The organism is Ruminococcoides intestinihominis (genome assembly GCF_040096285.1).
Lineage (GTDB): Bacteria > Bacillota > Clostridia > Oscillospirales > Acutalibacteraceae > Ruminococcoides > Ruminococcoides intestinihominis.
In genome coordinates this window covers 35065-58607 of sequence record NZ_JBBMEY010000003.1, presented here as the reverse complement: position 1 = coordinate 58607, position 23543 = coordinate 35065, and the positions used below count along the sequence as shown (strand labels likewise).

20 protein-coding genes and 1 other annotated feature are annotated in these 23543 nt (G+C 35.8%); of the genes, 11 read left to right on the top strand and 9 right to left on the bottom strand.

Translation table 11 applies throughout. The features are described 5' to 3' along the window. Positions 1-301: 301 nt before the first annotated feature. The 8 genes from WMO18_RS01710 to trpE form a co-directional block, all read right to left on the bottom strand. On the bottom strand, positions 302-2530 hold the full coding sequence (locus tag WMO18_RS01710; protein WP_367286249.1) for an alpha-amylase family glycosyl hydrolase: 2229 nt from the start codon (positions 2528-2530) through the stop codon (positions 302-304). A gap of 162 nt (positions 2531-2692) precedes the next feature. After that, positions 2693-3496 carry a Cof-type HAD-IIB family hydrolase gene (locus tag WMO18_RS01705; protein WP_294671032.1) on the bottom strand — a complete coding sequence of 268 codons (804 nt, stop codon included), beginning with the start codon at positions 3494-3496 and terminating at the stop codon, positions 2693-2695. 111 nt (positions 3497-3607) lie between these two features. Further along, positions 3608-4381: a tryptophan synthase subunit alpha gene (gene trpA / locus WMO18_RS01700; protein ID WP_022505932.1), complete on the bottom strand. Its 774-nt coding sequence runs from the start codon at positions 4379-4381 to the stop codon at positions 3608-3610. Next, positions 4374-5558: a tryptophan synthase subunit beta gene (gene trpB, locus WMO18_RS01695; RefSeq protein ID WP_022505933.1), complete on the bottom strand. Its 1185-nt coding sequence runs from the start codon at positions 5556-5558 to the stop codon at positions 4374-4376. The genes trpA and trpB overlap by 8 nt, the downstream gene beginning before the upstream one ends. A 17-nt stretch (positions 5559-5575) precedes the next feature. After that, a complete protein-coding gene (gene trpC, locus WMO18_RS01690; protein WP_022505934.1) occupies positions 5576-6370 on the bottom strand; it encodes an indole-3-glycerol phosphate synthase TrpC in 795 nt (264 codons plus the stop codon). Between the two features lie 11 nt (positions 6371-6381). After that, entirely contained in the window at positions 6382-7392 is a 1011-nt protein-coding gene (gene trpD / locus WMO18_RS01685) for an anthranilate phosphoribosyltransferase (RefSeq protein ID WP_022505935.1), read from the bottom strand. Between the two features lie 12 nt (positions 7393-7404). Continuing rightward, positions 7405-7974 (bottom strand): anthranilate synthase component II, encoded by a 570-nt coding sequence (locus tag WMO18_RS01680; RefSeq protein ID WP_022505936.1) that lies wholly within the window; start codon positions 7972-7974, stop codon positions 7405-7407. Next, positions 7971-9428, bottom strand: coding sequence for an anthranilate synthase component I (gene trpE, locus WMO18_RS01675; protein WP_022505937.1), 1458 nt, complete (start codon positions 9426-9428; stop codon positions 7971-7973). The genes WMO18_RS01680 and trpE overlap by 4 nt, the downstream gene beginning before the upstream one ends. A gap of 56 nt (positions 9429-9484) precedes the next feature. Beyond that, positions 9485-9731 (bottom strand) — a binding site (T-box leader). 123 nt (positions 9732-9854) lie between these two features. Here trpE and WMO18_RS01670 point away from each other — a divergent pair. After that, entirely contained in the window at positions 9855-10751 is an 897-nt protein-coding gene (locus tag WMO18_RS01670) for a DMT family transporter (protein WP_022505938.1), read from the top strand. Between the two features lie 26 nt (positions 10752-10777). On the opposite strand, the gene WMO18_RS01665 is transcribed toward WMO18_RS01670, so the two are convergent. Beyond that, positions 10778-11872: a lipase family protein gene (locus WMO18_RS01665; protein ID WP_367286248.1), complete on the bottom strand. Its 1095-nt coding sequence runs from the start codon at positions 11870-11872 to the stop codon at positions 10778-10780. A gap of 167 nt (positions 11873-12039) precedes the next feature. Here WMO18_RS01665 and htpG point away from each other — a divergent pair, with 167 nt between their 5' ends. From htpG to WMO18_RS01615, 10 genes are all read left to right on the top strand, one after another. Beyond that, positions 12040-13935 carry a molecular chaperone HtpG gene (gene htpG / locus WMO18_RS01660; protein WP_211147341.1) on the top strand — a complete coding sequence of 632 codons (1896 nt, stop codon included), beginning with the start codon at positions 12040-12042 and terminating at the stop codon, positions 13933-13935. A gap of 136 nt (positions 13936-14071) precedes the next feature. Continuing rightward, positions 14072-14875: a putative RNA methyltransferase gene (locus tag WMO18_RS01655; protein WP_211147340.1), complete on the top strand. Its 804-nt coding sequence runs from the start codon at positions 14072-14074 to the stop codon at positions 14873-14875. A gap of 21 nt (positions 14876-14896) precedes the next feature. Beyond that, positions 14897-16330, top strand: a complete 1434-nt coding sequence (pyk, locus tag WMO18_RS01650) for a pyruvate kinase (protein WP_211147339.1) — start codon at positions 14897-14899, stop codon at positions 16328-16330. 2 nt (positions 16331-16332) lie between these two features. Next, the gene (locus tag WMO18_RS01645) at positions 16333-16830 is read left to right on the top strand and encodes a shikimate kinase (protein ID WP_211147338.1); all 498 of its coding nucleotides are present in this window, start codon (positions 16333-16335) and stop codon (positions 16828-16830) included. 320 nt (positions 16831-17150) lie between these two features. After that, a complete protein-coding gene (locus WMO18_RS01640; RefSeq protein WP_211147337.1) occupies positions 17151-17363 on the top strand; it encodes a FeoA family protein in 213 nt (70 codons plus the stop codon). A gap of 44 nt (positions 17364-17407) precedes the next feature. Then, positions 17408-17629 (top strand): FeoA family protein, encoded by a 222-nt coding sequence (locus WMO18_RS01635; protein WP_022505945.1) that lies wholly within the window; start codon positions 17408-17410, stop codon positions 17627-17629. Positions 17630-17688: 59 nt separating this feature from the next. Then, on the top strand, positions 17689-20205 hold the full coding sequence (gene feoB, locus WMO18_RS01630; RefSeq protein WP_367286247.1) for a ferrous iron transport protein B: 2517 nt from the start codon (positions 17689-17691) through the stop codon (positions 20203-20205). A 33-nt stretch (positions 20206-20238) separates the two neighbouring features. Next, positions 20239-20409: a FeoB-associated Cys-rich membrane protein gene (locus WMO18_RS01625; RefSeq protein WP_211147335.1), complete on the top strand. Its 171-nt coding sequence runs from the start codon at positions 20239-20241 to the stop codon at positions 20407-20409. A 168-nt stretch (positions 20410-20577) separates the two neighbouring features. After that, complete coding sequence (locus WMO18_RS01620) at positions 20578-21276, top strand: ABC transporter ATP-binding protein (protein ID WP_211147334.1); 699 nt, start codon at positions 20578-20580, stop codon at positions 21274-21276. Between the two features lie 12 nt (positions 21277-21288). Further along, a complete protein-coding gene (locus WMO18_RS01615; protein WP_211147333.1) occupies positions 21289-23535 on the top strand; it encodes an ABC transporter permease in 2247 nt (748 codons plus the stop codon). Positions 23536-23543 lie beyond the last annotated feature (8 nt).

The following is a 23543-nucleotide window of genomic DNA, read 5'->3' as shown; positions in this document are numbered from 1 at the left end:
TGAAAAATCAACTGTACTGAAGTAAATAGGTGAATTATAGGGAAATAAAAATTTTGCTCTATCCCCATATATAACACGATTTAGATAGGCTAAAAGTTGCATTAATTTTGAAGTTTAGAGTATTAGCTAAGAGAAGCGAAAAGTTTAGTCCATAGGTTGGATACATTTCACAAAAAATTATTTTATTAAAAATTATTTTATTTTTCAAGCAATAAAATAATTTTTGATTTCTAAATATAGTAGAAAAAGCCTTCCCGTTCGGGAAGGCTTTTTCAAAACTTAGGAGATTGTAATTGTAAAATTATTTTAAGTAAGTTAGATCTGTGTCACCAATTGCACCGTTAACTTCACTGCTTGAGTTTTGTAGAACATAAACTCTCATGTTACCCTGGCCACTTGCACCACTTGTTGAAAGTGTGCCACCTGTAACAACTTTCTTGTCACCTGTAACTGCATCAATATATGTGCCATTTGGTAGACCCTTAAATGTTGCGTCGCCACTGATTGTTACACAAGCAAGTGAATCAACGCTAGAATTTGTATATCTTCTGATGTAAGCCATATTGCCATCTACATAATTGCTATCAGTTGTGTACTGACCTTTTTGTAGGGCAGGAACTGCTCTTCTAATCTGATTTAGCTTTTCTAGGTGCTTTGAAAGAGGAGCATCTAATGTAGAAGCTACTGTACCGGAAGCTGTATATTTACCGTAGTCGCTTGCTGTAACTGAACCTTCTAGGTGGTCACCGAAGTAAGCACGACCTGTCTTGTCTAGTGGCTCGTTAGGACCAACATCAATTGGAACATCTTTCTTGAATTCAATTTCTGAACCATAGTAGATACATGGGATACCACGGAATGTGAACATTAAGTCCATATTTTCTGCCCAAGCAGAAGCACCACCTTGGTAACGAGTCTTTTCCTGACCGTCAGGACCGTAGTCGTGAGAGTCAACATATGTAACTGCCCATGTTGCATCATTGTATAGTGAGTCTTCGCCCTTAGCAGCACCGAATGCTGAACTTGCATCCTTAAATGCCCAGTGCATAGGGAAGTCGATTGTACTTGTGCCGTTTGCCTTGCTGTAGTCTGGTGTGTGATAAGATAAACCATTTAGGTAAACATTGTCACTTGTTTGGTCGAAACTTCTGTTTTGGTGAGCTTGGAAGTGCTTTACAGAGTTATCATAGTTAGATTTCCAGTCAGAGTTGCTCCAGTTGTTCTGCCAAGCACTCTCTGTTTCGCTCCATGTATAGAAGAAACATGAGTCTGAAGAACCACCTTCATTATAAGCACCATGGTATCTGGCACAAACTTCACCAAATAGGTGGAAATTCTTGTACTGGTTAAATACAGGGAAGAATGCGTGGTTTAGTGTCCAACGGTTAATGTGCTTTTCTGTATCCATTCTGAATGCGTCAACACCCATATCTAGGTACTTTGAATAAGCATCTGTAAGATACTTTACAACGGATGGATTTTCTGTATTAATATCAACACAGTCACCTGCCATCTGACCTGTTTGTTCTGTGTATGAACCGTAGCTTAATGACTTATCATGGTGATAGTTGTGTGCTGTATCATTAACATCTTCCTTCATAACTGCAAGTCTTGACTGATACTGATCAGCAGGTAACATATTGCTATATCCTGAATAGTTTTTAGCTAGAGTAGAATCGGGAATAACATTCATACAGTCTGATGAACCTAGATTGCTATAGTCCTTAGTAAACATTGGGGCTAGGTTAGCTTCACCAAAGTTACCTGAGTGGTTAAATACAACGTCCTGAATAATCTTTAAACCTTTTTCGTGAGCTGCATCAATTAGGTCCTGATATGAAGTATCATCACTTTCATATCTAGGGTCAACCTTTGTAAAGTCAAATGCGTGGTAGCCATGGTAGTCATAGCCTGATGCATTTTCTACAACAGGTGTAATCCAAATTGCTGAGAAACCAAGAGCCTTGATGTAGTCTAGCTTTTGGATAAGACCTTTAAAGTCACCTCTCCATGCTGGGTCTGTGTCTGGGTTGTTAGCCTTACCGTCTTCCCAACAGTGAACATTGTTGCTCTTGTCGCCATCGTAAAATCTTGTTGTAATTACGAAGTAGATAGAGTCTTCTCTAAGGTCTGTTCTTTCATATTCTGTATCTGATGGTTGTTTGTTGTACCAACGGTTACCTTTGTACCAAAATTCGTTAGTACCACTGTTTGTGTTTCTTGTAAGTTCTTTACCTTGAGTACCATCACTTTCGATGAACTGTAGGTTAATTTTAGAAACACTTGAGAAAGTGTATCTGTAGTAGTTATTACCCTCACTTGTCATCTTTACACCGGGATACTCTGTAGAAATATTTTCTGGAAGTGCATTCCAGTAGTAAACGCTTGGAGTTCCCTTCTCTGTGTAGTAGTGAACAGTAATACCTGTTGCACCGGTTGATTCCTTATCTGTCTGTGCAGCAGATGCAGAAACTACAAGTGCTGACATAGCCAAAGTTAGAACCATTAAGATTGCGACTAATTTTTTCATTGGCGTTATCTCCTTTTTTATATTTCGTTATTCTAATTATAAACAGAAAAACTATGATTATATTTCTACAAAAGAATTATAGTCATAGCTAGGTATCCAATAATTTACTATTAAATTTGTCTATTATTCATAATATGTGAATTGATTATGAATAAAGTATTTCTAAAGGATATATTCTTTAATAATTTTTGCAACACCACAGTCATTATTACTGACTGTTACAAGATTTGCATAGTCTGAAACGCCCTCTTTGCTATTTTTCATAGCAACACCAAGACCTGCTTCTTTTAGCATTTCAATATCATTAAAGCTGTCACCCATTGCAACCATCTTTTCAATCGGAATACCTGAGATTTTTGCTAGGTTGTGAAGTCCCTCACCCTTGTTTACATTTTGTGGTGTAATCTCTAGAAAGTAAGGTTCACTTAGGAATACATGAAGCTTTGGTTCAAGTGTATCATGAATGTTGTCATAGTTTGCACCGATAACCTTTGGGTTATCAACAAGTAGTAACTTGTTCATTTCGGTATCAAGTGTTAAAAAGTCCTCATGATATTCAAAAGGTAGATGAACAACATTAGCTTCGGTTCTTGACCAATCATTTAGTGCATGACCGGCAATAATCTTGTGATCAAGTGGAGAAGAAACTGTAATTGTTGTACCCTTTACTAAGTCAAAGACTTTCTGTAAATATTCTTTTGGGAAAGCCTTGTTGTAAAGAACCTTGTCATTCTTAACATCATAAATTCTACCACCGTTATAGGAAAGTACATATCCACCGTACTTTTCTAAGTGTAAATCCTTAACAAATGGCAATGCACCACTTGCAGGTCTGCCGGTACAAATAGCAACAGTTTTGCCTTGTTCCTGCATTTCTATAATTGCATCAACATTTTCTTTTGGAATAACCTTGTCATCATTTAACAAAGTACCGTCCATATCAAGTGCTATTAAATCATATTTCATAATTATCACCATCACGATTTTAGCACATTTATACTACACTGTAAATATAGTTAGAAATAGAAAAAAGACCTTACTTAAAAGGTCTTTTTGTATGTAATTATTAAATTTTGTTTACTGTGAAATTGCATCCTTCATAGACTTAACATATTCTGCAACATAAGGGACGCAGTCCTTGCCGTACTTTGCACAAATTTTTACAATAGCAGAACCAACAATTACACCGTCAGCATTTTTTGCCATTTCCTTTGCCTGTTCAGGAGTTGAAATACCGAAACCGACTGCACAAGGAATATCCTTAACCGATTTTACAAGGTCAATCATTTCACCGATATTTGTTGTAATGTTCTGTCTTACACCTGTAACACCTAGGGAAGATACACAGTACATAAAGCCTGATGCATCCTTAGCAATCATTTTGATTCTGTCGTGACTTGTTGGTGCAACGAATGAAATATATTCAACACCATACTTTTCACAATAAGGTTTTATAACATCTCTTTCTTCATATGGAACATCAGGAATAATCAGTGCATCAACACCAACTTGCTTACAGTTAGCAAGGAACTTGTCGGTATCATAAGCATAAACAGTATTTGCATATGTCATAAGTGCAACTGCACAAGAAAGTTTTTCCCTTACTTTTGCTACCATCTGAAAGATTTTGTCTGTTGTTGTGCCTGCTGCTAACGCTCTAATGTCAGCCTCTTGAATAACAACACCCTCAGCTACAGGGTCAGAGAAAGGAATACCGATTTCAATAATATCGGCACCGTTTTTGTCCATTTCAATAAGTAGTTGTTCTGTAACTTCAAGGCAAGGGTCACCGGCAGTTACGAAAGGGATAAATGCTTTGCCGTTCTTAAATGCATCTGTAATTTTACTCATAAATCTCAACTCCTCTGTATCTTGCGATTGCTGCAACATCTTTATCTCCTCTACCTGATAGGTTTACAACAATGATTTTGTCTTTGTCCATAGTTGGAGCAAGTTTCATTGCATAAGCAACTGCATGAGAGGATTCAATAGCAGGGATAATACCCTCGGTTCTTGATAAATATTCAAAAGCATTTACTGCTTCATCATCTGTAATAGCAACATATTCTGCTCTGCCAATATCGTGTAGATATGCGTGTTCAGGACCAACACCGGGATAGTCAAGACCGGCAGAAATTGAATATACTGGTGCAATCTGACCGTATTCATTCTGACAGAAATAACTGTGCATACCGTGGAAAATACCGTCTCTGCCTGTTGAAATTGTAGCAGCAGTTTTGTCTGTGTCAATACCCTTACCGGCAGCTTCACAACCGATAAGTCTTACTTCTTCATTTGGGATAAATTCGTGGAATGCACCGATAGCGTTACTGCCACCACCAACACAAGCCATAACTACATCAGGAAGTCTGCCTTCCTTTTCCATAATCTGACTTTTGATTTCTTTACCGATAACACTCTGGAAATCTCTTACAATAGTTGGGAATGGGTGAGGACCCATAACTGAACCAAGTACATAGTGGGTATCACTCATTCTGTTAGTCCATTCTCTGAAGGTTTCGTTTACTGCATCTTTTAGTGTCATTGTGCCACTTGTTACTGCGTGAACCTTTGCACCAAGAAGTTCCATTCTAAATACATTTAGTGCCTGACGGTCTGTGTCCTCTTTGCCCATAAAGATTTCACATTCCATATCCATAAGTGCTGCTGCAGTAGCAGTAGCAACACCATGCTGACCTGCACCTGTTTCGGCAATTACTCTTGTTTTGCCCATTTTCTTTGCAAGTAATACCTGTGCTAAAGCATTGTTTAACTTGTGACTGCCTGTGTGGTTAAGGTCCTCTCTCTTTAAGTAGATTTTAGCACCACCAAGGTCCTTAGTCATCTTTTCTGCATAATAAAGACGAGATGGACGACCTACATATTCTCTAAGCAGTTCGTTTAGTTCATCGTTAAATTCTTTATCATTTTTGTATTTATTATAAGCATCCTCTAGTTCCATAATGGCATTCATTAGTGTTTCAGGAATAAACTGACCACCATGTCTGCCAAATCTTCCGTTTGACATATTAATTCTCCTTTTTCTTATTTATGTAATGGTTCACCGTTAAGCTCAGTAAGAGCCTTTGATTTATCTTCACTTCTCATAAGTGTTTCACCGATTAAAACAGCATTTACATTAGCTTTCTTTAGGTTAGCAATGTCTGTGCTTGTTTTGATACCACTTTCTCCAACAAATAAAATATTTTCCGGAACAAGCTTTCTTAGGTTGATACAGTTGTTAATATCAACTGTAAAGTCCTTTAGGTTACGGTTGTTAACACCGATAATTTTTGCACCACAGTTTAGTGCCATTTTAACTTCTTCTTCTGTATGAGCCTCAACTAAAGCCGATAGTCCAAGAGAGGTTGCAATATCTAAGTATTCCTTAATTTCTTCTTCGGTAAGAATTGCACATATTAATAATATAGCAGATGCACCGATTACCTTTGCCTCGTAAATCTGATAGGCACATACTGTAAAATCTTTTCTCAAAATAGGAATAGAAACTTCCTTGCTGATTTCTTCAAGATATTCATTCTTGCCTTTAAAATATTTTGGTTCGGTTAAGCAGGAAATTGCTGATGCACCGGCCTTTTCATAGTCTTTGGCAATTTCCTTATAAGGAAATTTTTCTGCAATAATACCTTTGCTGGGACTTGCTTTCTTTACTTCACATATGTAGGAGAGTCCTTCCTTTGCTAAAGCTTTTTCAAATGGAAAACCTGTGTTACTGTCCATCTTTCGGGCTTTACTTTTGATTTCTTCAAAAGGTACAACCTTTTCTTGCTCAATATATCTCTTCTTTGTATATTCTGCAATTTCGTTAAGTATTGTCATATCTGTCTCACTTATTCATTAGTTAAAGCAACAAATGCTTCCTTAGTAGCAAAAGCCTTGCCACTGTCAATAATTTCTTTTGCATAGTCAACACCGGACTTAATAGAGTCTGCCTTACCTGCAACATAAAATGCAATACCTGAGTTTAACAGTACAATATCTCTCTTTGCACCTTGTTCTTTTCCTGTAAGAATATCCAAAGTGATTTCTGCATTTTCTTTGCCGTTACCACCGATTAGGTCATCCATTGGGTAAGTCTTTAGTCCCACTTCTTCCGGTGTAATATAGTAAGAATGTACCTTACCGTCACGAATTTCTGAACAATAAGTCTTTGTTGTAACAGTAGCTTCATCCATACCGTCTAAACCGTAAATAACCATGCCTTTCTTAACACCTAGGTTAATAAGTGTCTGTGCTAATGGTTCGCATAAATCTTGACTAAACACACCCATAACTTGCATTGATGCACTTGCAGGGTTTGTTAAAGGTCCAAGAATATTGAAAATGTTTCTGATGCCGATTTCTTTTCTTGGCTTAGCAACATACTTCATTGACTTGTGGTAGCACTGTGCAAACATAAAGCACATACCACATTGGTTTAGTACTTCTTCACTTCTCTCAGGTGTAATGTTAAGGTTTACACCTAAGTTTTCAAGACAATCGGCAGCACCTGACTTACTGCTCATTGAACGGTTACCGTGTTTTGCAATAGGAACACCACCGGCAGAAATAACGAATGCCGAAGTAGTGGAAATGTTGAATGTACCTGTACCGTCACCACCTGTACCTACAATTTCCATAACCTTTACTTTAGGGTTAATATGTAGAGCCTTTTCTCTCATAACTGTTGCACAAGCTGTGATTTCGTCAATAGTTTCACCTTTCATCATAAGTGCTGTTAAGAATGCACCGATTTGTGCTTCGGTAGCTTCACCACTCATAATTTCGTTCATAACTTGCTTTGTTGTATCTATATCAAGATTTTCTCTTTTACTTAGTTTTATAATTGCTTCTTTAATCATTTTTTTACATCCTTACTTTATGTCTAAAAAGTTTTCAAGTAGTTTCTTACCACCGACTGTCAATATGCTTTCAGGGTGGAACTGTAGTCCGTAGATTTCATAATCTCTGTGTTTTACTGCCATTATTTCACCCATATCGTCAGTTGAAGTAACAATTAATTCTTGTGGTAAAGTTTCTTTCTTGGCAATTAGTGAATGGTATCTTGCACCTACCATTTTGTCACCCATACCATTAAAGATTTTGCAAGTTGGGTCAATGTTTAGTGTGCTTTTCTTGCCATGCATTAGCTTTTTAGCATGAGTGATTTCTGCACCGAAAACTTCACAAATTGCTTGATGACCAAGGCATACACCTAGGATTGGTTTCTTTCCTTTAAAGTATCTGATTACATCTTCACAGATACCGGCATCCTTTGGATAGCCCGGACCGGGAGAAATAATAATATGGCTTGGGTTTAGCTTTTCAATTTCTTCCACAGTCATTGCATCATTTCTGATAACCTTAATGTCCGGATTTACACTACCGGCAAGTTGAACAAGATTGTAAGAAAAACTATCGTAGTTATCAATTAGTAAAATCATACTTCTTCAACCTCCCCGGCATTCTTAATTGCATTCATTACTGCAAGTGCTTTGTTGTAGCTTTCCATATATTCATTGTGTGGGATACTGTCTGCTACAATACCACCACCGGCTTGAACATAAACTTTGTCTTTTATCTTTGATGCCATTCTGATTGCTATGCAAGTATCCATATTACCGTTAAAGTCAATGTATCCGATAGCACCACCGTAAACACCTCTTGGGCATTTCTCAAGTTCTTCAATAATCTCACAAGCTCTAACCTTTGGTGCACCTGAAAGTGTACCGGCAGGAAGTACGGCCTCAATAGCATCAAATGAATCCACTGTATCAAGTGCATCACTTTGTACTTCTGAGCAAATGTGCATAATCTTTGAGTATCTTAAAACTTTCATATACTCTGTAACTGTAACAGAATTGAATTTTGAGATTTTACCAATATCGTTTCTGCCTAGGTCAACCAGCATATTGTGTTCTGAAAGTTCCTTTTCGTCTTGTAGTAAATCTTTCTCTAGGGCAATATCCTCTTCTTCTGTTTTGCCTCTAGGTCTTGAACCGGCAATAGGGAATGTTGTCATTCTGCCGTTTTGGTATCTTACCAATGTTTCAGGTGAAGTTGAAATAATTTCATTTTCGCCGATTTTCATAAATACCATATAAGGGCTAGGGTTTGTAACTCTAAGTACTCTGTAAGCATTTAGTAGGCTACCCTCATATTTTGTTTCAAATCTTCTGCTGATAACTGCTTGGAAAATATCCCCGTCAAAGATATATTCTTTAGTTTTGTTTACTGTATCGGCATATTCTTCTTCGGTGAAGTTTGACTTAAACTCAACATCTTTGTAAGAAGTTAACTTGCTTACAGGTGTTGGGTCGTTAATCATTTTAACGATTTCATCAATATCATTAATAGCCTTGTTGTACTGATTTTCAAGGTCATTGGTTTTCATATTTACAATAACAGTGATTTTCTGTTTTAGGTGGTCATAAGCAATGATTTTGTCACAAAGCATAACATCAAAGTCGTTAAATTCACTTGACTTTAGCTTTAGTGTTGGTTCGGCATAACCAATCATTGAGTAACCGTAGTAACCCACCAAACCACCTGTGAAAGGAGGATTACCCTTGATTGTAGGTGTTTTGTAGTGACTTAGGTATTCTCTTAATACTGTTAGAGGTTTCTTGGTTTCCACAACCTTAGCACCCTCACCTTCAATAGTAACAACACCGTCTTTACAGTAAAGTCTTGCCTTTGGGTCAAAGCCAAAGAAACTGTACCTTGCCCACTTTTCTCCACCTTCGATACTTTCCAGTAGATAGTAGTTTTTGTATTTGTCTGCTATTTTTCTTAATAATGTAATGGGAGTGATAACATCAGCATAAATTTCCTTGCTAACAGGAATAACATCATATTCTTTATACTGTGCTACCTCATCAAAACTTGGTGAATACATAGGTTTCTCCTTTCTCTTTAGTAAAAATTATAATAAAAAAAGCCCTTGTCCCTAGATAAAGGGACAAAAGCTGTAATAAACTTCTGCGGTGCCACCCAAATTGGTACAATAGTACCCGCTTTACATATGCTAACACATACTCCTTGTTGTAACGGTCAAGGTTTCCGTCAGTACCTACTTTATATAAAATTTCAGTCTGCCCTCTTGAGTCCATTCCAAATGATTTTAATTATTGTCTTGCACCATCCGACAACTCTCTAAAAATCTCCATCAAATGTACTTACTCTCAATCAACGGTTTGTGACAAATTATTTAACTACTAAAATTATAAAGCTAAATTAAAAATATGTCAAGAGAAAATTGACACTAATTTTTATTATGATATAATTTATTAATGAGAATGTATTTTATATTTGTGGAAGAGAAGTGGAGTTTTTGAAAATTAATAAAAAATATAAAGGTGTTATCTATATTATATTGTCAGCATTTTGCTTTGCCTTTATGAATTTCTTTGTAAAATTGTCAGGTGACTTGCCAACAGGTGAAAAGGCATTTTTCCGTAACTTTGTAGCGTTTTTCTTTGCTTTGTTTATGGTATTAAAGGACAGAAAAAGTTTTCACTTTAACCCTAAAAACTTAGGACCGTTACTTTTAAGGTCATTGTTTGGGGTGTTTGGAATTTTGTGTAACTTCTATGCTATTGACCATTTGGTACTTAGTGACGCCTCAATCCTTAACAAAATGTCACCGTTCTTTGTAATTATCTTTTCATTTATAATATTAAAAGAAAGGTTAACTTTGCCACAAGGTTTAATTGTGTTTGGTGCATTTATCGGTGCATTGTTTGTTATTAAGCCTGACTTTTCAAATGCAGATTGGTTTCCTTCACTTGCCGGTTTTGTGGGTGGTGCTTGTGCCGGTTTTGCTTATACAATGGTTAGGCTTCTTGGTACAAGAGGTGAGAATGGTAGCTTTATAGTACTGTTTTTCTCCGGATTTAGTACAGTTGTATTATTACCATTAATGTTAATGGACTTTAAGATGTTTACACCGTTTCAGTTATTTGCGTTAATAATGGCAGGTCTTTCTGCTGCCGGTGGACAATTTGGCATTACAGCAGCTTATACCTATGCACCGGCTAAGGAAGTTTCTGTTTATGATTATAGCCAAATTATTTTTGCTGCCGGTTTAGGATTCATTGTTTTCGGTGATGTACCGGATGTTTATTCATTTATCGGCTATGGAATTATTATATTAATGGCAATTATTATGTTCGCTTATAACAATAATTTGTGGATGTTTAAAAACAGAAAAGCTAAATAGAAAATTATAATAAAACTGACCTCCAACTAGGAGGTCAGTTTTATTTTCTGGGTATTTAATAATGAAAGGTAGGTTAGTGGTGAATGTGCAAACATAGCACAAGAGTTGTTTGCGTTACCTTGAGAAAGTAACATAGGTACATCAATACCACTTGAAAGAAATTCGGTAAGTGGTGCAAATTCCGATAGCTTTGTGGCAAGTAGTGTTATACCGGCAGAAAAACTTTCTTTGTCATTAAAAATATCACAAATAATTTGAAAGTATTTGTATAGGGTGATATATTCTTCATCTACTAAATATCCTTTGTGGTAGTATTCATAAGGGTTACTTGCCAGGTGTAATGTGGTATCAATAAAGTTATCCACACTTTCGTTGCAATCTTTGAAAGAAACAAAGTTACTTCCTGAAAGTTCATTGAAAGATTTTTTCAGCTTTTTGTAGTTAATATCCCTTAATTTAAATTTAATTGTGTTACCGTAACGGTTATAACCCCATTCTCTGAGAGGACAATGGGTAATAAAGTCATCTTCGTACACAAAGTTATATATATCGGAAAACCTATGACTGTATGTGTCATCCTTTGAAGTAACATTAGGACAAGCAAAGGTATAGGCAAATACATTTTCTCTGCCGTCTTTGATTAATTCCGATGCCAGTAAATTTGCCAATGCACCACCACGGGAATGACCGGTAAAAATAATGTTGTTTGTTGTGTTAATGTATTTCTTAATAAGTGGCTTTAAAAACCCTATTGTGTCGTAATAACCCTGGTGAGTGTCCTCAAGTCCTGTACGAAAATTATTGTACCATTCTTCACCTAAAGTACCTCGGATAACAATAAAAACATTGTTATCCCTTTTTGCTATAGCAATTGATGCAGTATTTTCTTGTGGTTTAAAGTACAGAAGTTCTATGTCGGTAAACTCAGCATCCAAAAATGCCTTTTTCATACATTCTTCATCATAACTGCAACAACAGAAAGTACAACATAACCTGGCTAAGTTAAGGTCAAGTGTTTTAGATTTTAAGTATTCATCACTGTAAATTACGGGAATAGTAATTTCTTTCTTAAAGTATTCATCAGTAAATTTAACATTATACTTGCTTAAAGTTTCTATCATAATCATCACCACTAAAAGTATGCCCTGTATTGTGTATATTTTTCATAAAATGTATATTTTTTAATATTTATTCTTGACTTTATCTGCCCTTAGTTGTATATTAGTTTATAGAGTTAGCACTCTAAAGTTGAGAGTGCTAAAAATTATTTAAAAGAGGATTGATTAAAGTGGCTAAGAAACAGTTTAAATCAGAGTCAAAAAGACTACTTGATCTTATGATTAATTCAATTTATACAAACAGAGATATTTTTCTAAGAGAAATTATTTCTAACGCAAGTGATGCCATTGACAAACTTTGTTTTAAGAGCTTAACTGACCAAAATGTTGGTATGAGTAGAGAAGATTTCAAAATTGAAATCGGTACAGATAAAGAAAACCGTACAATTACAGTTAGTGATAATGGTATCGGTATGGATGAAGATGATTTGGAAAATAACTTAGGTGTTATTGCTTCTTCAGGTTCATATAAGTTTAAGCAAGAAATGGACAAGGACGATAAGGAAGACATTGATATTATCGGTCAGTTCGGTGTAGGTTTCTATTCTGCATTTATGGTAGCTAAGGAAATCACAGTTATCACTAAGAAGTACGGTAGTGACAAGGCTTATAAGTGGCAGTCAACAGGTGCTGACGGTTACACAATTGAAGAATGTGACAAAGACACAGTTGGCACACAGATTATTATGAAGTTAAAGGATAACACAGATGAAGAAAACTATGATGAGTACCTAGAACAGTACAAGTTATCTTCATTGATTAAGAAGTATAGTGACTATATCCACTATCCAATTGAAATGGAAATGAAGAAGTCCAGAGTAAAGGAAGACAGTAAGGATAAGGAACATCCTGAGTATGAGGATTACTATGAAAAGGAAACTCTAAACTCAATGGTTCCAATTTGGCAAAAGCCTAAGAAAGATGTTACAGAAGAAGAGTACAATAACTTCTATATGGAAAAGTTTATGGACTATAACCCACCACTAAAGGTTATTACAACTTCAGTTGAGGGTGTTGTAACATACAAGGCTATGCTATTTATTCCATCAAAAACTCCATTTAACTACTTTACTAAGGAATACAAGAAAGGTTTGCAACTTTATTCTTCAGGTGTCCTAATTATGGATAACTGTGAGGACTTGTTACCTGAACATTTCCGTTTTGTAAAGGGTGTTGTTGATTCTCCTGATGTATCTCTAAATATTTCAAGAGAAATGCTACAGCAGGATAGAGTTCTAAAGCAGATGGAAAAGACTCTTGAAAAGAAGATTAAGAACGAACTTGCATCAATGCTAAAAAAGGATAGAGAAAATTACGAAAAGTTCTATTCAGCATTTGGTGTTCAGCTAAAGTACGGTTGTGTTGCCGATTACGGTATGCATAAAGGTGAACTACAAGACCTATTGATGTTCTATTCTGCTAAGGAAAAGAAGAACATTACTCTAAAAGAGTATGTTGAAAATATGAAAGAAGATCAGAAGTATATTTACTATGCTACAGGTGAAAGCATTGAGTCTATTGACAGACTACCTGTACTTGAACTTCTAAAGGAAAATGACTACGATATTCTTTATATGACTGATGAAGTTGATGAATTCTGTATGCAGTCACTTAGAGAATACGGTGAAAAGGAAATTCGTTCAGTTCTTAACGATGACCTTGGTTTACCTGAAGAAAATAAGGAAGAAACCGAAGAAGAAAAGTCACAGAGCGAAGGTACAATCAACTTTATGAAGGAAACTCTCGGTGACAAGGTTGCTGATGTTGTTGTAAGTAAAAAGCTAAAGAATTACCCTGTTGTACTAACTGCTAAGGGTGGAGTTAGCTTTGAAATGGAAAAGTACTTTGCTCAGATGAACCCTGAGGGTGGTATGAAAGCACAGAGAGTTCTTGAGATTAACCCTAACAGTGACAGTATCAAGGCTATGATGGGTTACATTGATGCCGATATGGAAAAGGCAAAGTCCTACTGTAAGCTACTTCTTGCACAGGCTGAACTAATGGCAGGTCTTGAAATTGAAAATACTGCCGAATATAGTGAACTTGTACTATCATTGATGAAGTAATTTTTGAAAAATAAAAATAAATTTTTAAACTACCTTGATTTTTGCCAAAATTAGGGTAGTTTTTTTGCTATTTAACCTTAATTTATCTTGAAGTATTACCTTTCCCGTGATACAATAAACAGAGGAGTTGGGTAATATGTTCACTTGTCCTATTTGTAAGGAAAGTTTACAGTTAAATGGAAAATCTCTTGTATGTGAAAATAACCATTGTTTTGATTATGCAAAACAAGGCTATGTAAACCTTTTGCCGGTTCAGCAAAAGAAAAGTTTACATCCGGGAGATAATAAAGAAATGCTACTTGCAAGAAAGAATTTCTTGTCAAATGGTCATTATGAGAAAATTTTAGATAAAGTTGCAAGTTTGATTAAAGAGTATTGCAGTTCTTTTGATTGCTACTTGGATTGTGGTTGTGGAGAAGGCTACTATACTTGTGGTATTGAGGAAAGAACAAATTTTGCTAATGTTATCGGCACAGATATTGCTAAAGATGCAGTGAGAATGTGTTGTAGCAGAAGTAAAGATATTAACTGGGCAGTTGCCACTGCATCCCATCTACCTATAAAGAATAACAGCGTAGATGCAATTACGGCAATATTCTCACTTTTAGTACCGGAAGAATATAGTAGGGTGCTAAAAAGTGGTGGTATAGTGGTAGAAGTTACTGCCGGTAATAATCACTTAATTGAATTGAAACAGCAGATTTATGATACTGTTTTCAAACAAGATAAGCATCAAAAAGATGTTGGTGATATTTTTGATACATTGTATCAAGGTAACATAGATTTTAAACTTCATATAGAAGGTGATGATTTAAAAAATTTGCTTATTATGACACCACATATTAATAGAATAAAGGAAGAGAAGAAATCAAGGCTATTTTCTCTTAACTCGTTGGACTTAACAGTTGACTGTCAGGTCAGAGTTTTGAAAAAGCCATAAAAGAAGTGAGGTACAAGGATTATGAGACAAACAAAAATCATTTGCACTATTGGCCCTGCATGTAACAACAAGGAAACTATCCTAAAGATGATTGATGCAGGTATGGATGTTGCCCGTTTCAATATGTCACATGGTGACTATGGGGAACTTGAAAAAACTTTTGCTACTGTAAAAGAAGCTATTGCTGAAAGTGGCAAGAATGTGGCACTTCTTTTGGATACAAAAGGTCCTGAAGTAAGAATCGGTCACATTGATGGTGGCAAAACAGAAATCGTTGAAGGTCAAGACTTTACTTTCTTTAGAGATGAAGTTGTTGGTAACAACGAGGGTGTTTCTATTAGTTATCCTAAACTTATTAAGAAGCTAATGAAATACAACAAGGCAAAAGGTTTGAAGCTGCTTCTTGATGACGGTAAAATTGCTATGCAAGTCAAGAAAGTACTGGAGGACAGAATTGTTTGTAAGGTTCTTGTCGGTGGTGAACTTGGTTCTCGTAAGAGTATCAATATTCCTGATTACAACATTGATATGCCTTATGTTAGTAAGAAAGACAGAGAAGATATTGATTTTGGTATCAAAATGGGTATCAATGTTATTGCAGCATCATTTGTTAGAAACGGTGATGATGTTCGTACATTAAGAGATTATGTTGAGTCTATCGGTGGTGAACATATCGGTATTATCTCAAAGATTGAGTGTCAGTCCGGTGTTGATGATATTGATGAAATTCTTGATGAATCCGATGGTATTATGGTAGCAAGAGGGGACATGGGTGTTGAAATTCCATTTATGGAAATTCCTGAAATCCAGAAGGCACTTATCTTTAAGACTGTTTTAAGAGGTAAGTTCGTTATTACTGCTACTCAGATGTTAGAAAGTATGACTACTTGTCCTAGACCTACAAGAGCAGAAATCTCCGATGTAGCTAACGCAGTTTATGACGGTACTTCAGCAGTTATGCTTAGTGGTGAATCTGCTGCCGGTATGTATCCTGTAGAAAGTGTTCAGGCTCTATCATCTATCTGTGAAGAAGCTGAGGCACATAGAGAATTCTCTAACCTAGAGTCTTTAATTCAGACATATGAAATCGGTTCTTCACTTCGTCAGAATCTATGTTACAGTGCAAAGCAGATTGCCGAAAACATTGGTGCAAAGGCAATTATCGTAGAGTCAGCAACAGGTCATGTACCAAGAATTATGGCTCACTTTAGACCAAAGTGCCCTATTATTGCAGTTGTTACTGATGAAACAGTATGCAAGAAACTTTGCCTATATTGGGGTATTGTTCCTATTCTTTGTGATGAGAAAAAGACTATTGAAGAAATCACAAATCAAAGTAAAAAGAAAGCACTAGAAACAGGTCTTGTTAAGAAAGGTGACACAGTTATTGTTCTTACTTCAACTCGTGCATTAAACAGAGCAGGTACTGACACTCTAGTTATAAGAGATATTTAAGTATGAATAATATAGTTTTGATAGGTATGCCAGGCAGTGGTAAAAGTACAATAGGGATAATCCTTGCAAAGAGGCTTGGATACGACTTTGTCGATACTGATAACTTAATCAGCGACAGAGAAAAAACTACATTACAAGATATTATTGACAAAAAAGGTGTTAGCGAATTTTTGAAGATTGAGGGTATTGTCGGTGAAGAACTAAATATTGACAACACAGTTATTGCGACAGGTGGTTCAATGGTTTTTTCCGATAGTGCTATGAAAAATCTTTTAGATGGCAGCAAGTGTGTGTTTATTGATGTTCCTTTACCTGAGATTAAACGCAGAGTAAAGAACATTGATACAAGAGGTATCGCTATGGGAAAGGATGATACCCTTGATACTTTGTATGAGAAGCGTATGCCAAAGTACAGAGAATATGCCGACATTACTGTTGAAGTTAAGCAGAACAGCAAGATTGATAATGTTGTCAGCAAAATACTTGATAAGCTAAAATAATTTTCATCCCTGCAACAAGGAAGTTGCAGGGATTTTTTGTTTTCTATAGTGTTTTAATTTTCATAATTTGAATATGAAACTAGATTTGTAAAAATGTACAATAGGTATAGTAAGCTATGACTAACTTATTTAATAATATGCTGAAAATCAGTCTATATGGGAAAAAATCAGCTTTTATTGTTGACATTAGCATTAGCTAACTATATAATTAAGTGTAGGTTAGCTGGTACTAACCTTTTATTTAGACTTATAGGTTAGTCTAAACTAATTTAAATTAGTCTAAGCTAATCGCAAAAACCATATGAATTAGAGGGATGATTATGATGCCATTAACATTTCTAAACCCAGGTGAACAGAACATTATCAAAAGAGTAGGTGGCACACCTGAAATGAAGAAACATCTTGCTGACCTAGGATTTGTAGTAGGTGGTAATGTTACAGTAATTAACTCAGTAGGTGGTAACATTATCGTTAATGTTAAGGAAACAAGAGTAGCCATCAGTAAAGAAATGGCCCAAAAAATTATGGTCTAATATTTTTAATAATAAATATACATTTATTAGCGAGGAGGAAAAGTATGAACACATTGCGTCAGGCTAAAGTAGGCGACACAGTAAAGGTAAAGAAACTCCATGGTGAAGGTGCTGTAAAGCGTAGAATTATGGATATGGGCATTACCAAAGGTGTAGATGTAAAAATTCGCAAGGTTGCTCCACTTGGCGATCCTGTTGAAGTTACTGTTCGTGGTTATGAGCTTTCTCTAAGAAAAGCTGATGCCGAAATGATTGAAGTAGAATAATTTTTTACATAATAGTTAGCTTTTGCTTACTATGATTATGAAAGAGAGGAAATTACACAATGGATTTGAGAATTGCCCTTGCCGGTAACCCAAACTGTGGTAAAACAACATTGTTTAATGCCTTAACCGGTTCTAACCAGTTTGTTGGTAACTGGCCAGGTGTTACAGTAGAAAAAAAGGAAGGTAAGCTAAAGAAACACAGTGGTGTTGTTATCACTGACCTTCCGGGTATTTATTCACTTTCTCCATATACACTAGAGGAAGTTGTTGCAAGAAACTATCTAATCGGTGAAAGACCTGACGCAATCCTAAATATTGTTGACGGTACTAACCTTGAAAGAAACCTATACTTAACAACTCAGCTTGTTGAACTTGGTATTCCTGTTGTTGTTGCCATCAATATGATGGATGTTGTTAAGAAAAACGGTGACACAATCCGTACTGACCAACTTGCTAAGGAACTTGGTTGTAAGGTTGTTGAAATCTCTGCTCTAAAGGGTACAGGTATTACAGAAGCTGCCGAAGCTGCTATTGCCAGTGCAGAAAGCAAGAAGATTGCTCCTATTCATCCATTTACAGGTTCTGTTGAACATTGTCTTGCTCATATTGAAGAGGCAGTTGTTCACGATATGCCTGAAGAACAGCAGAGATGGTATGCAATTAAGTTGTTTGAAAGAGACGAAAAGGTACTAGCTCAGCTTGACCTTTCTGATGAAATCAAAAATCATATTGAACACGATATTGCAGAAGTTGAAACTGAACTTGATGATGACTCAGAAAGTATCATTACAAACGAAAGATATATTTATATTTCTTCTATTATCCACGATTGCTACAAGAAGAAACATAAAGACAAGATGACAACTTCCGACAAGATTGATAGAGTTGTTACAAACAGATGGGCTGCTCTTCCAATCTTCGCAGTAATTATGTTTGCAGTTTATTACATTGCAATTTCAACAGTTGGTGCTTGGGGTACTGACTGGGTAAACGATAACCTATTCGGTGACGGTTTCCACCTATTCGGTATCGGTTCTTCTCAGTATGAAGAATTAAATGATGAATATTCAAAAGCTGATGAAATCGTTAACGGTTACATTTCATATGCTGAAGAAAAAGGCTATGATACAGAGGCAGTTTCTACTGCTCTTGATACTGAAGCTGATGACTTTGACTCAGCTAAAGCAAAATCAGCTTTAACTGCTTTTGCAACAGATATTGAAAACTACAAGGGTATTGACTTCTCAAAGGCTACATATTCAGTAGAAGATGAAGAAACTCTTGCTACAGAAGATGTTACAGCTACACTTGCTGAATTTAAGGATGCAGTTGCTACAGTTGAAAAGTATAACTGTGAAGCTCCTGACCCTGCAGAATACGGTGTATGGGTTCCCGGTATTCCTGAACTTGTTTCTAACGGTCTAGATAGAATCGGTTGTGCTGATTGGCTATCAGGTCTAATCAATGACGGTATTGTTGCCGGTGTTGGTGCAGTTCTTGGTTTCGTACCTCAGATGCTTGTTCTGTTTATTCTACTTGCATTCCTAGAAGCTTGTGGTTATATGGCTAGAATCGCATTCGTTATGGACAGAATCTTCCGTAAGTTCGGTCTATCAGGTAAGTCATTTATCCCTATGCTAATCGGTACAGGTTGTGGTGTTCCGGGTATTATGGCATCAAGAACAATCGAAAATGAACGTGACCGTAGAATGACAATTATGACAACTACATTTATCCCATGTAGTGCCAAGACACCGTTTATCGCTATGATTGCCGGTGCATTGTTCGGTGGTTCTGCTTGGATTGCTACATTTGCTTACTTCCTAGGTGTTGCTGCAATTATTGTTTCAGGTATTATCCTAAAGAAAACCAAGATGTTCTCCGGTGACCCTGCTCCATTCGTTATGGAACTTCCTGCTTACCATATGCCAACAGTAGGTAATGTTCTTCGTTCAATGTGGGAAAGAGCTTGGTCATTCATTAAGAAAGCCGGTACAGTTATCCTACTTGCAACAATCCTTGTTTGGTTCTTATCATACTTCGGTTTTGTAAACGGTTCGTTCCAGATGCTAACAGATGACCAAATGGACAGTAGCTTACTTGCTATTATCGGTAATGCAATTTCTTGGATTTTTGCACCACTTGGTTGGGGCAACTGGCAGGCAGCCGTTGCATCAGTTACAGGTCTTATCGCTAAGGAAAACATTGTTGGTACAATGGGTATCCTATACGGTGGTACAGGTGCTACAGTATATCAGGCAATGGCAAATGCATTCACTCAGGTTAGTGCTTTATCATTCCTAGCATTCAACCTACTATGTGCTCCTTGCTTTGCTGCTATCGGTGCTATTAAGAGAGAAATGAACAACGCTAAGTGGACACTATTTGCAGTTGGTTATCAGTGTGTATTTGCTTATGCAGTAGCACTAATGATTAACCAGTTCGGTAACCTATTCACAGGTAATGTTCAGGTTATTGGCCTAATCTTTGCAATTCTTGTACTTGCATTCATTATCTTTATGCTTGTTAAGCCTTACAAAGAATCTAACAAACTTACAGCTAAGGTTAAAGTTTAATATTAAAGAAAAATTTTAAGGGAGGATTTATATATGCTTACATGGTTAGTAAATAATTTAGCAACAATTATAGTTGGTCTGGCTTTACTTGCAGTAGTTATTTTGATTGTAAGAAAGCTACGCAGTGACAAGAAAAAAGGTAAATCTTCCTGTGGTGGTAATTGCTCAGGATGTGCAAACTGCCAATATTGCCATCATAAATAAGAAGAAGGGGATACTGTGGTATCCCCTTTATTTGCCTTTACGGTTAGTTTAAGCTAACTACTTTTTAAAACCTCTTGACTTTGGAAGAAACTGAGAATATAATAAGAATAACATATGAGCATATATTCATATGAACATATGCTCATAAATTAAAATAGAGGTGAGATTATGACATTAATCCTTGAAGATATTAAGAAATCTTTTGGTGATGGAGAGAACAAAACAGAAGTATTAAAGGGTATCTCTTGTGAAATCAAAGACGGCAATATTTGCGTATTGCTTGGACCTTCCGGTTCAGGTAAATCAACACTGCTTAACATTATCGGTGGAATTGAAAATTCTGACAGTGGCAAAATCAAAATCGGTGATGAAGTTGTTGGTGAAATGAAAGAGAAAAAGCTAACTCAGTACAGAAGAAAACATTTGGGTTATGTTTTTCAGTCCTACAACCTTATTCCTAACTTAACTGTTAAAGAAAATATTGAAGTAGGTGCTTATTTAAGTGATAAACCACTTAATATTGATGAACTGCTAAAAACTTTGGGACTTTGGGAACATAAGGACAAGATTCCTAATCAGCTTTCAGGTGGTCAACAACAGAGAACTGCTATTGGCAGAGCAATTGTAAAGAACCCTGATATTCTTCTTTGTGATGAACCTACAGGTGCTTTGGACTATAACACCTCTAAAGAAATTCTAAAGTTGATTGAAGATGTGAATAAAAAGTTTGGCAACACAGTTATCCTTGTTACCCATAACGATGCGATTAAGAATATGGCAGACCAAGTTATTAAGCTAAAGGACGGTCAAATTCGCCATAATGATATGAATGAAAAGAAAATTCCTGCTATGGAACTTGATTGGTAAGGGGGTATAAAAATGAAAAACCCTTTGTATAAACGAGTTCCCAGAGAGTTGAAAAGTGATTTTGGCAAGTACATTGCATTGTTCCTATTCTTGTGCTTAACTATCACTTTAGTTTCAGGCTTTTTAGTTGCCGATGGTAGTACACTTTCTGCTTATAATGAAAGTTTCAGTAAGTACAATATTGAGGACGGTCACTTTACTTTAGTACAAAAAGCAGACAGTAAATGGCTTAATGACCTAGAAGATAAGGAAGACATTAAGGTTTATCCTATGACTTATAAGGATAAACCCATCAACAAAAAACATACAATCAGAATTTACAAAAACAGAAAAGATATTAACAAAGTTGATGTAATGAGTGGAAAACTTCCTAAGGAAGATAACGAAATTGCCATTGATAGATTGTATGCAGAAAATAACAACCTTGAGATTGGTGACAACCTAAAGATACAAAACAAAAACTACAAAATAGTAGGTTTAGTTGCACTTTCCGATTATACAGCATTGTTTAAGAATAATACGGATATGATGTTTGATGCAAATAAATTTACTGTATCTGTTGTTACCGATAAAGGCTTTAACAAGCTAAATGACAATGGTATTAAGTATTGCTACTCTTGGGACTACAACCATAAGCATATGACTGAGGATGAAATCAACGACAAGGCTGATGACATTCAAGACGAAGTAGCTAAAACAGGTATGGTAACTGACTTTGTAAAAGAAGCCGATAATACTGCAATTCACTTTGCAGGTGATGATATGGGTGGTGACAGAGTTATGTTTATCTGGTTACTGTATATCATTATGATTGTACTTGCATTTGTATTTGCAGTAACTACCCGTAATACTATTGAAAAAGAAAGTTCTGTTATCGGTACACTTAGAGCATCAGGTTATTCAAAAGGTGAACTGCTAAGGCACTATATTGTACTACCTGTTGTGGTAACAATTCTATCTGCTATTGTAGGCAATATTTGTGGTTATACATTTATGAAAGGCTATATGGCAGGTATGTACTACCACAGTTATTCACTTCCAACATATGTTACAAAGTGGAATGGTTATGCCTTTGTAATCACAACTATTGTACCGGCATTAATTATTTTTGTAGTAAATGTTATTGTGCTTGCCTATACACTTTCACTTTCACCACTTAAGTTCTTAAGACATGACTTAAAGAGAAAGAAGAAGAAAAAGGCAGTTAAACTTCCTAACTGGAAGTTCATTACAAGATTTAGAGTGAGAATAATTTTACAAAACCGTTCAGCATATATTATGATGTTTATTGGCATTATTCTTGCCAATGTGCTACTTGTGTTTGGCTTAATGATGGCACCACTGTTAACTCATTTTAAGTCAGAAGTTATGGACTCTAAGATTGCAAACTATCAGTATATCCTAAAAGCACCTGTTGATACTGACACAAAAAATGCAGAGAAGTATTGTGTTAGAACTCTGGAAAATGATAACGGTGAAGAAATTACTGTTTATGGTATTGAAGAAAATTCAAAGTATCTAAAGGATAAGGACTTGCCAACAGGTGATAAAGAAGTTCTGATGGCTAGTAGTGTCATTGAAAAGTACAGTTTAGATACTGACACTAACTATACTTTAACAGATAAATATACTCATGATAAATACAAGTTCAAAATAAAGGACAGCTATAAATACCCTGCAACAATGGCAGTATTTATGACCAGAGATGAGTTTAATAAAGTATTTGATAAGGATAAGGACTACTACACAGGTTACTTCTCAAATACAAAGATTAAAGATATTGACGAAAGCTATATAGCATCAACTATAACCGAACAGGACTTAACAGTTATGGCCGACCAGCTTGATGACTCAATGGGTCAAATGTTTATTATAATCGGTGGTTTCTCTGTAATGCTATTTATCTTGGTAATTTATTTACTTGCAAAGATAGTGGTAGAGAAAAATGCAAAGTCAATTTCTATGGTAAAAATTCTTGGATATAATGACCATGAAGCAAGTAAATTGTACAACACCTCAACTGCAATTGTAGTTGCAATATCATTACTGTTAAGTATGCCAATATGTAATTATATTATTAAGGGTTTGTACTTTGCTATGATGCAAGACTTTAACGGTTGGTTAACTTATTATATTGCACCGTATGTACTGCCATTAACAGTAGTTATCGGTGGATTAAGTTACATTGTGGTTCACTTTATCCAAAGTAAAAAGATTAAGAAAATCCCTATGTCACAAGCACTTAAGGATATGGAATAATTTAAAAT

Bases quoted from the DNA above. Each gene is read 5' to 3' on its own strand.
- WMO18_RS01680 (WP_022505936.1), bottom strand. From the start codon at position 7,974: ATGATTTTACTAATTGATAACTACGATAGTTTTTCTTACAATCTTGTT.
- trpD (WP_022505935.1), bottom strand. From the start codon at position 7,392: ATGATTAAAGAAGCAATTATAAAACTAAGTAAAAGAGAAAATCTTGAT.
- trpB (WP_022505933.1), bottom strand. From the start codon at position 5,558: ATGTCAAACGGAAGATTTGGCAGACATGGTGGTCAGTTTATTCCTGAA.
- WMO18_RS01665 (WP_367286248.1), bottom strand. From the start codon at position 11,872: ATGATAGAAACTTTAAGCAAGTATAATGTTAAATTTACTGATGAATAC.
- WMO18_RS01635 (WP_022505945.1), top strand. From the start codon at position 17,408: ATGAACACATTGCGTCAGGCTAAAGTAGGCGACACAGTAAAGGTAAAG.
- WMO18_RS01705 (WP_294671032.1), bottom strand. From the start codon at position 3,496: ATGAAATATGATTTAATAGCACTTGATATGGACGGTACTTTGTTAAAT.
- trpC (WP_022505934.1), bottom strand. From the start codon at position 6,370: ATGACAATACTTAACGAAATTGCAGAATATACAAAGAAGAGATATATT.
- WMO18_RS01710 (WP_367286249.1), bottom strand. From the start codon at position 2,530: ATGAAAAAATTAGTCGCAATCTTAATGGTTCTAACTTTGGCTATGTCA.
- trpA (WP_022505932.1), bottom strand. From the start codon at position 4,381: ATGAGTAAAATTACAGATGCATTTAAGAACGGCAAAGCATTTATCCCT.
- WMO18_RS01615 (WP_211147333.1), top strand. From the start codon at position 21,289: ATGAAAAACCCTTTGTATAAACGAGTTCCCAGAGAGTTGAAAAGTGAT.
- WMO18_RS01655 (WP_211147340.1), top strand. From the start codon at position 14,072: ATGTTCACTTGTCCTATTTGTAAGGAAAGTTTACAGTTAAATGGAAAA.
- trpE (WP_022505937.1), bottom strand. From the start codon at position 9,428: ATGTATTCACCAAGTTTTGATGAGGTAGCACAGTATAAAGAATATGAT.
- WMO18_RS01620 (WP_211147334.1), top strand. From the start codon at position 20,578: ATGACATTAATCCTTGAAGATATTAAGAAATCTTTTGGTGATGGAGAG.
- WMO18_RS01625 (WP_211147335.1), top strand. From the start codon at position 20,239: ATGCTTACATGGTTAGTAAATAATTTAGCAACAATTATAGTTGGTCTG.
- pyk (WP_211147339.1), top strand. From the start codon at position 14,897: ATGAGACAAACAAAAATCATTTGCACTATTGGCCCTGCATGTAACAAC.
- WMO18_RS01640 (WP_211147337.1), top strand. From the start codon at position 17,151: ATGATGCCATTAACATTTCTAAACCCAGGTGAACAGAACATTATCAAA.
- WMO18_RS01645 (WP_211147338.1), top strand. From the start codon at position 16,333: ATGAATAATATAGTTTTGATAGGTATGCCAGGCAGTGGTAAAAGTACA.
- feoB (WP_367286247.1), top strand. From the start codon at position 17,689: ATGGATTTGAGAATTGCCCTTGCCGGTAACCCAAACTGTGGTAAAACA.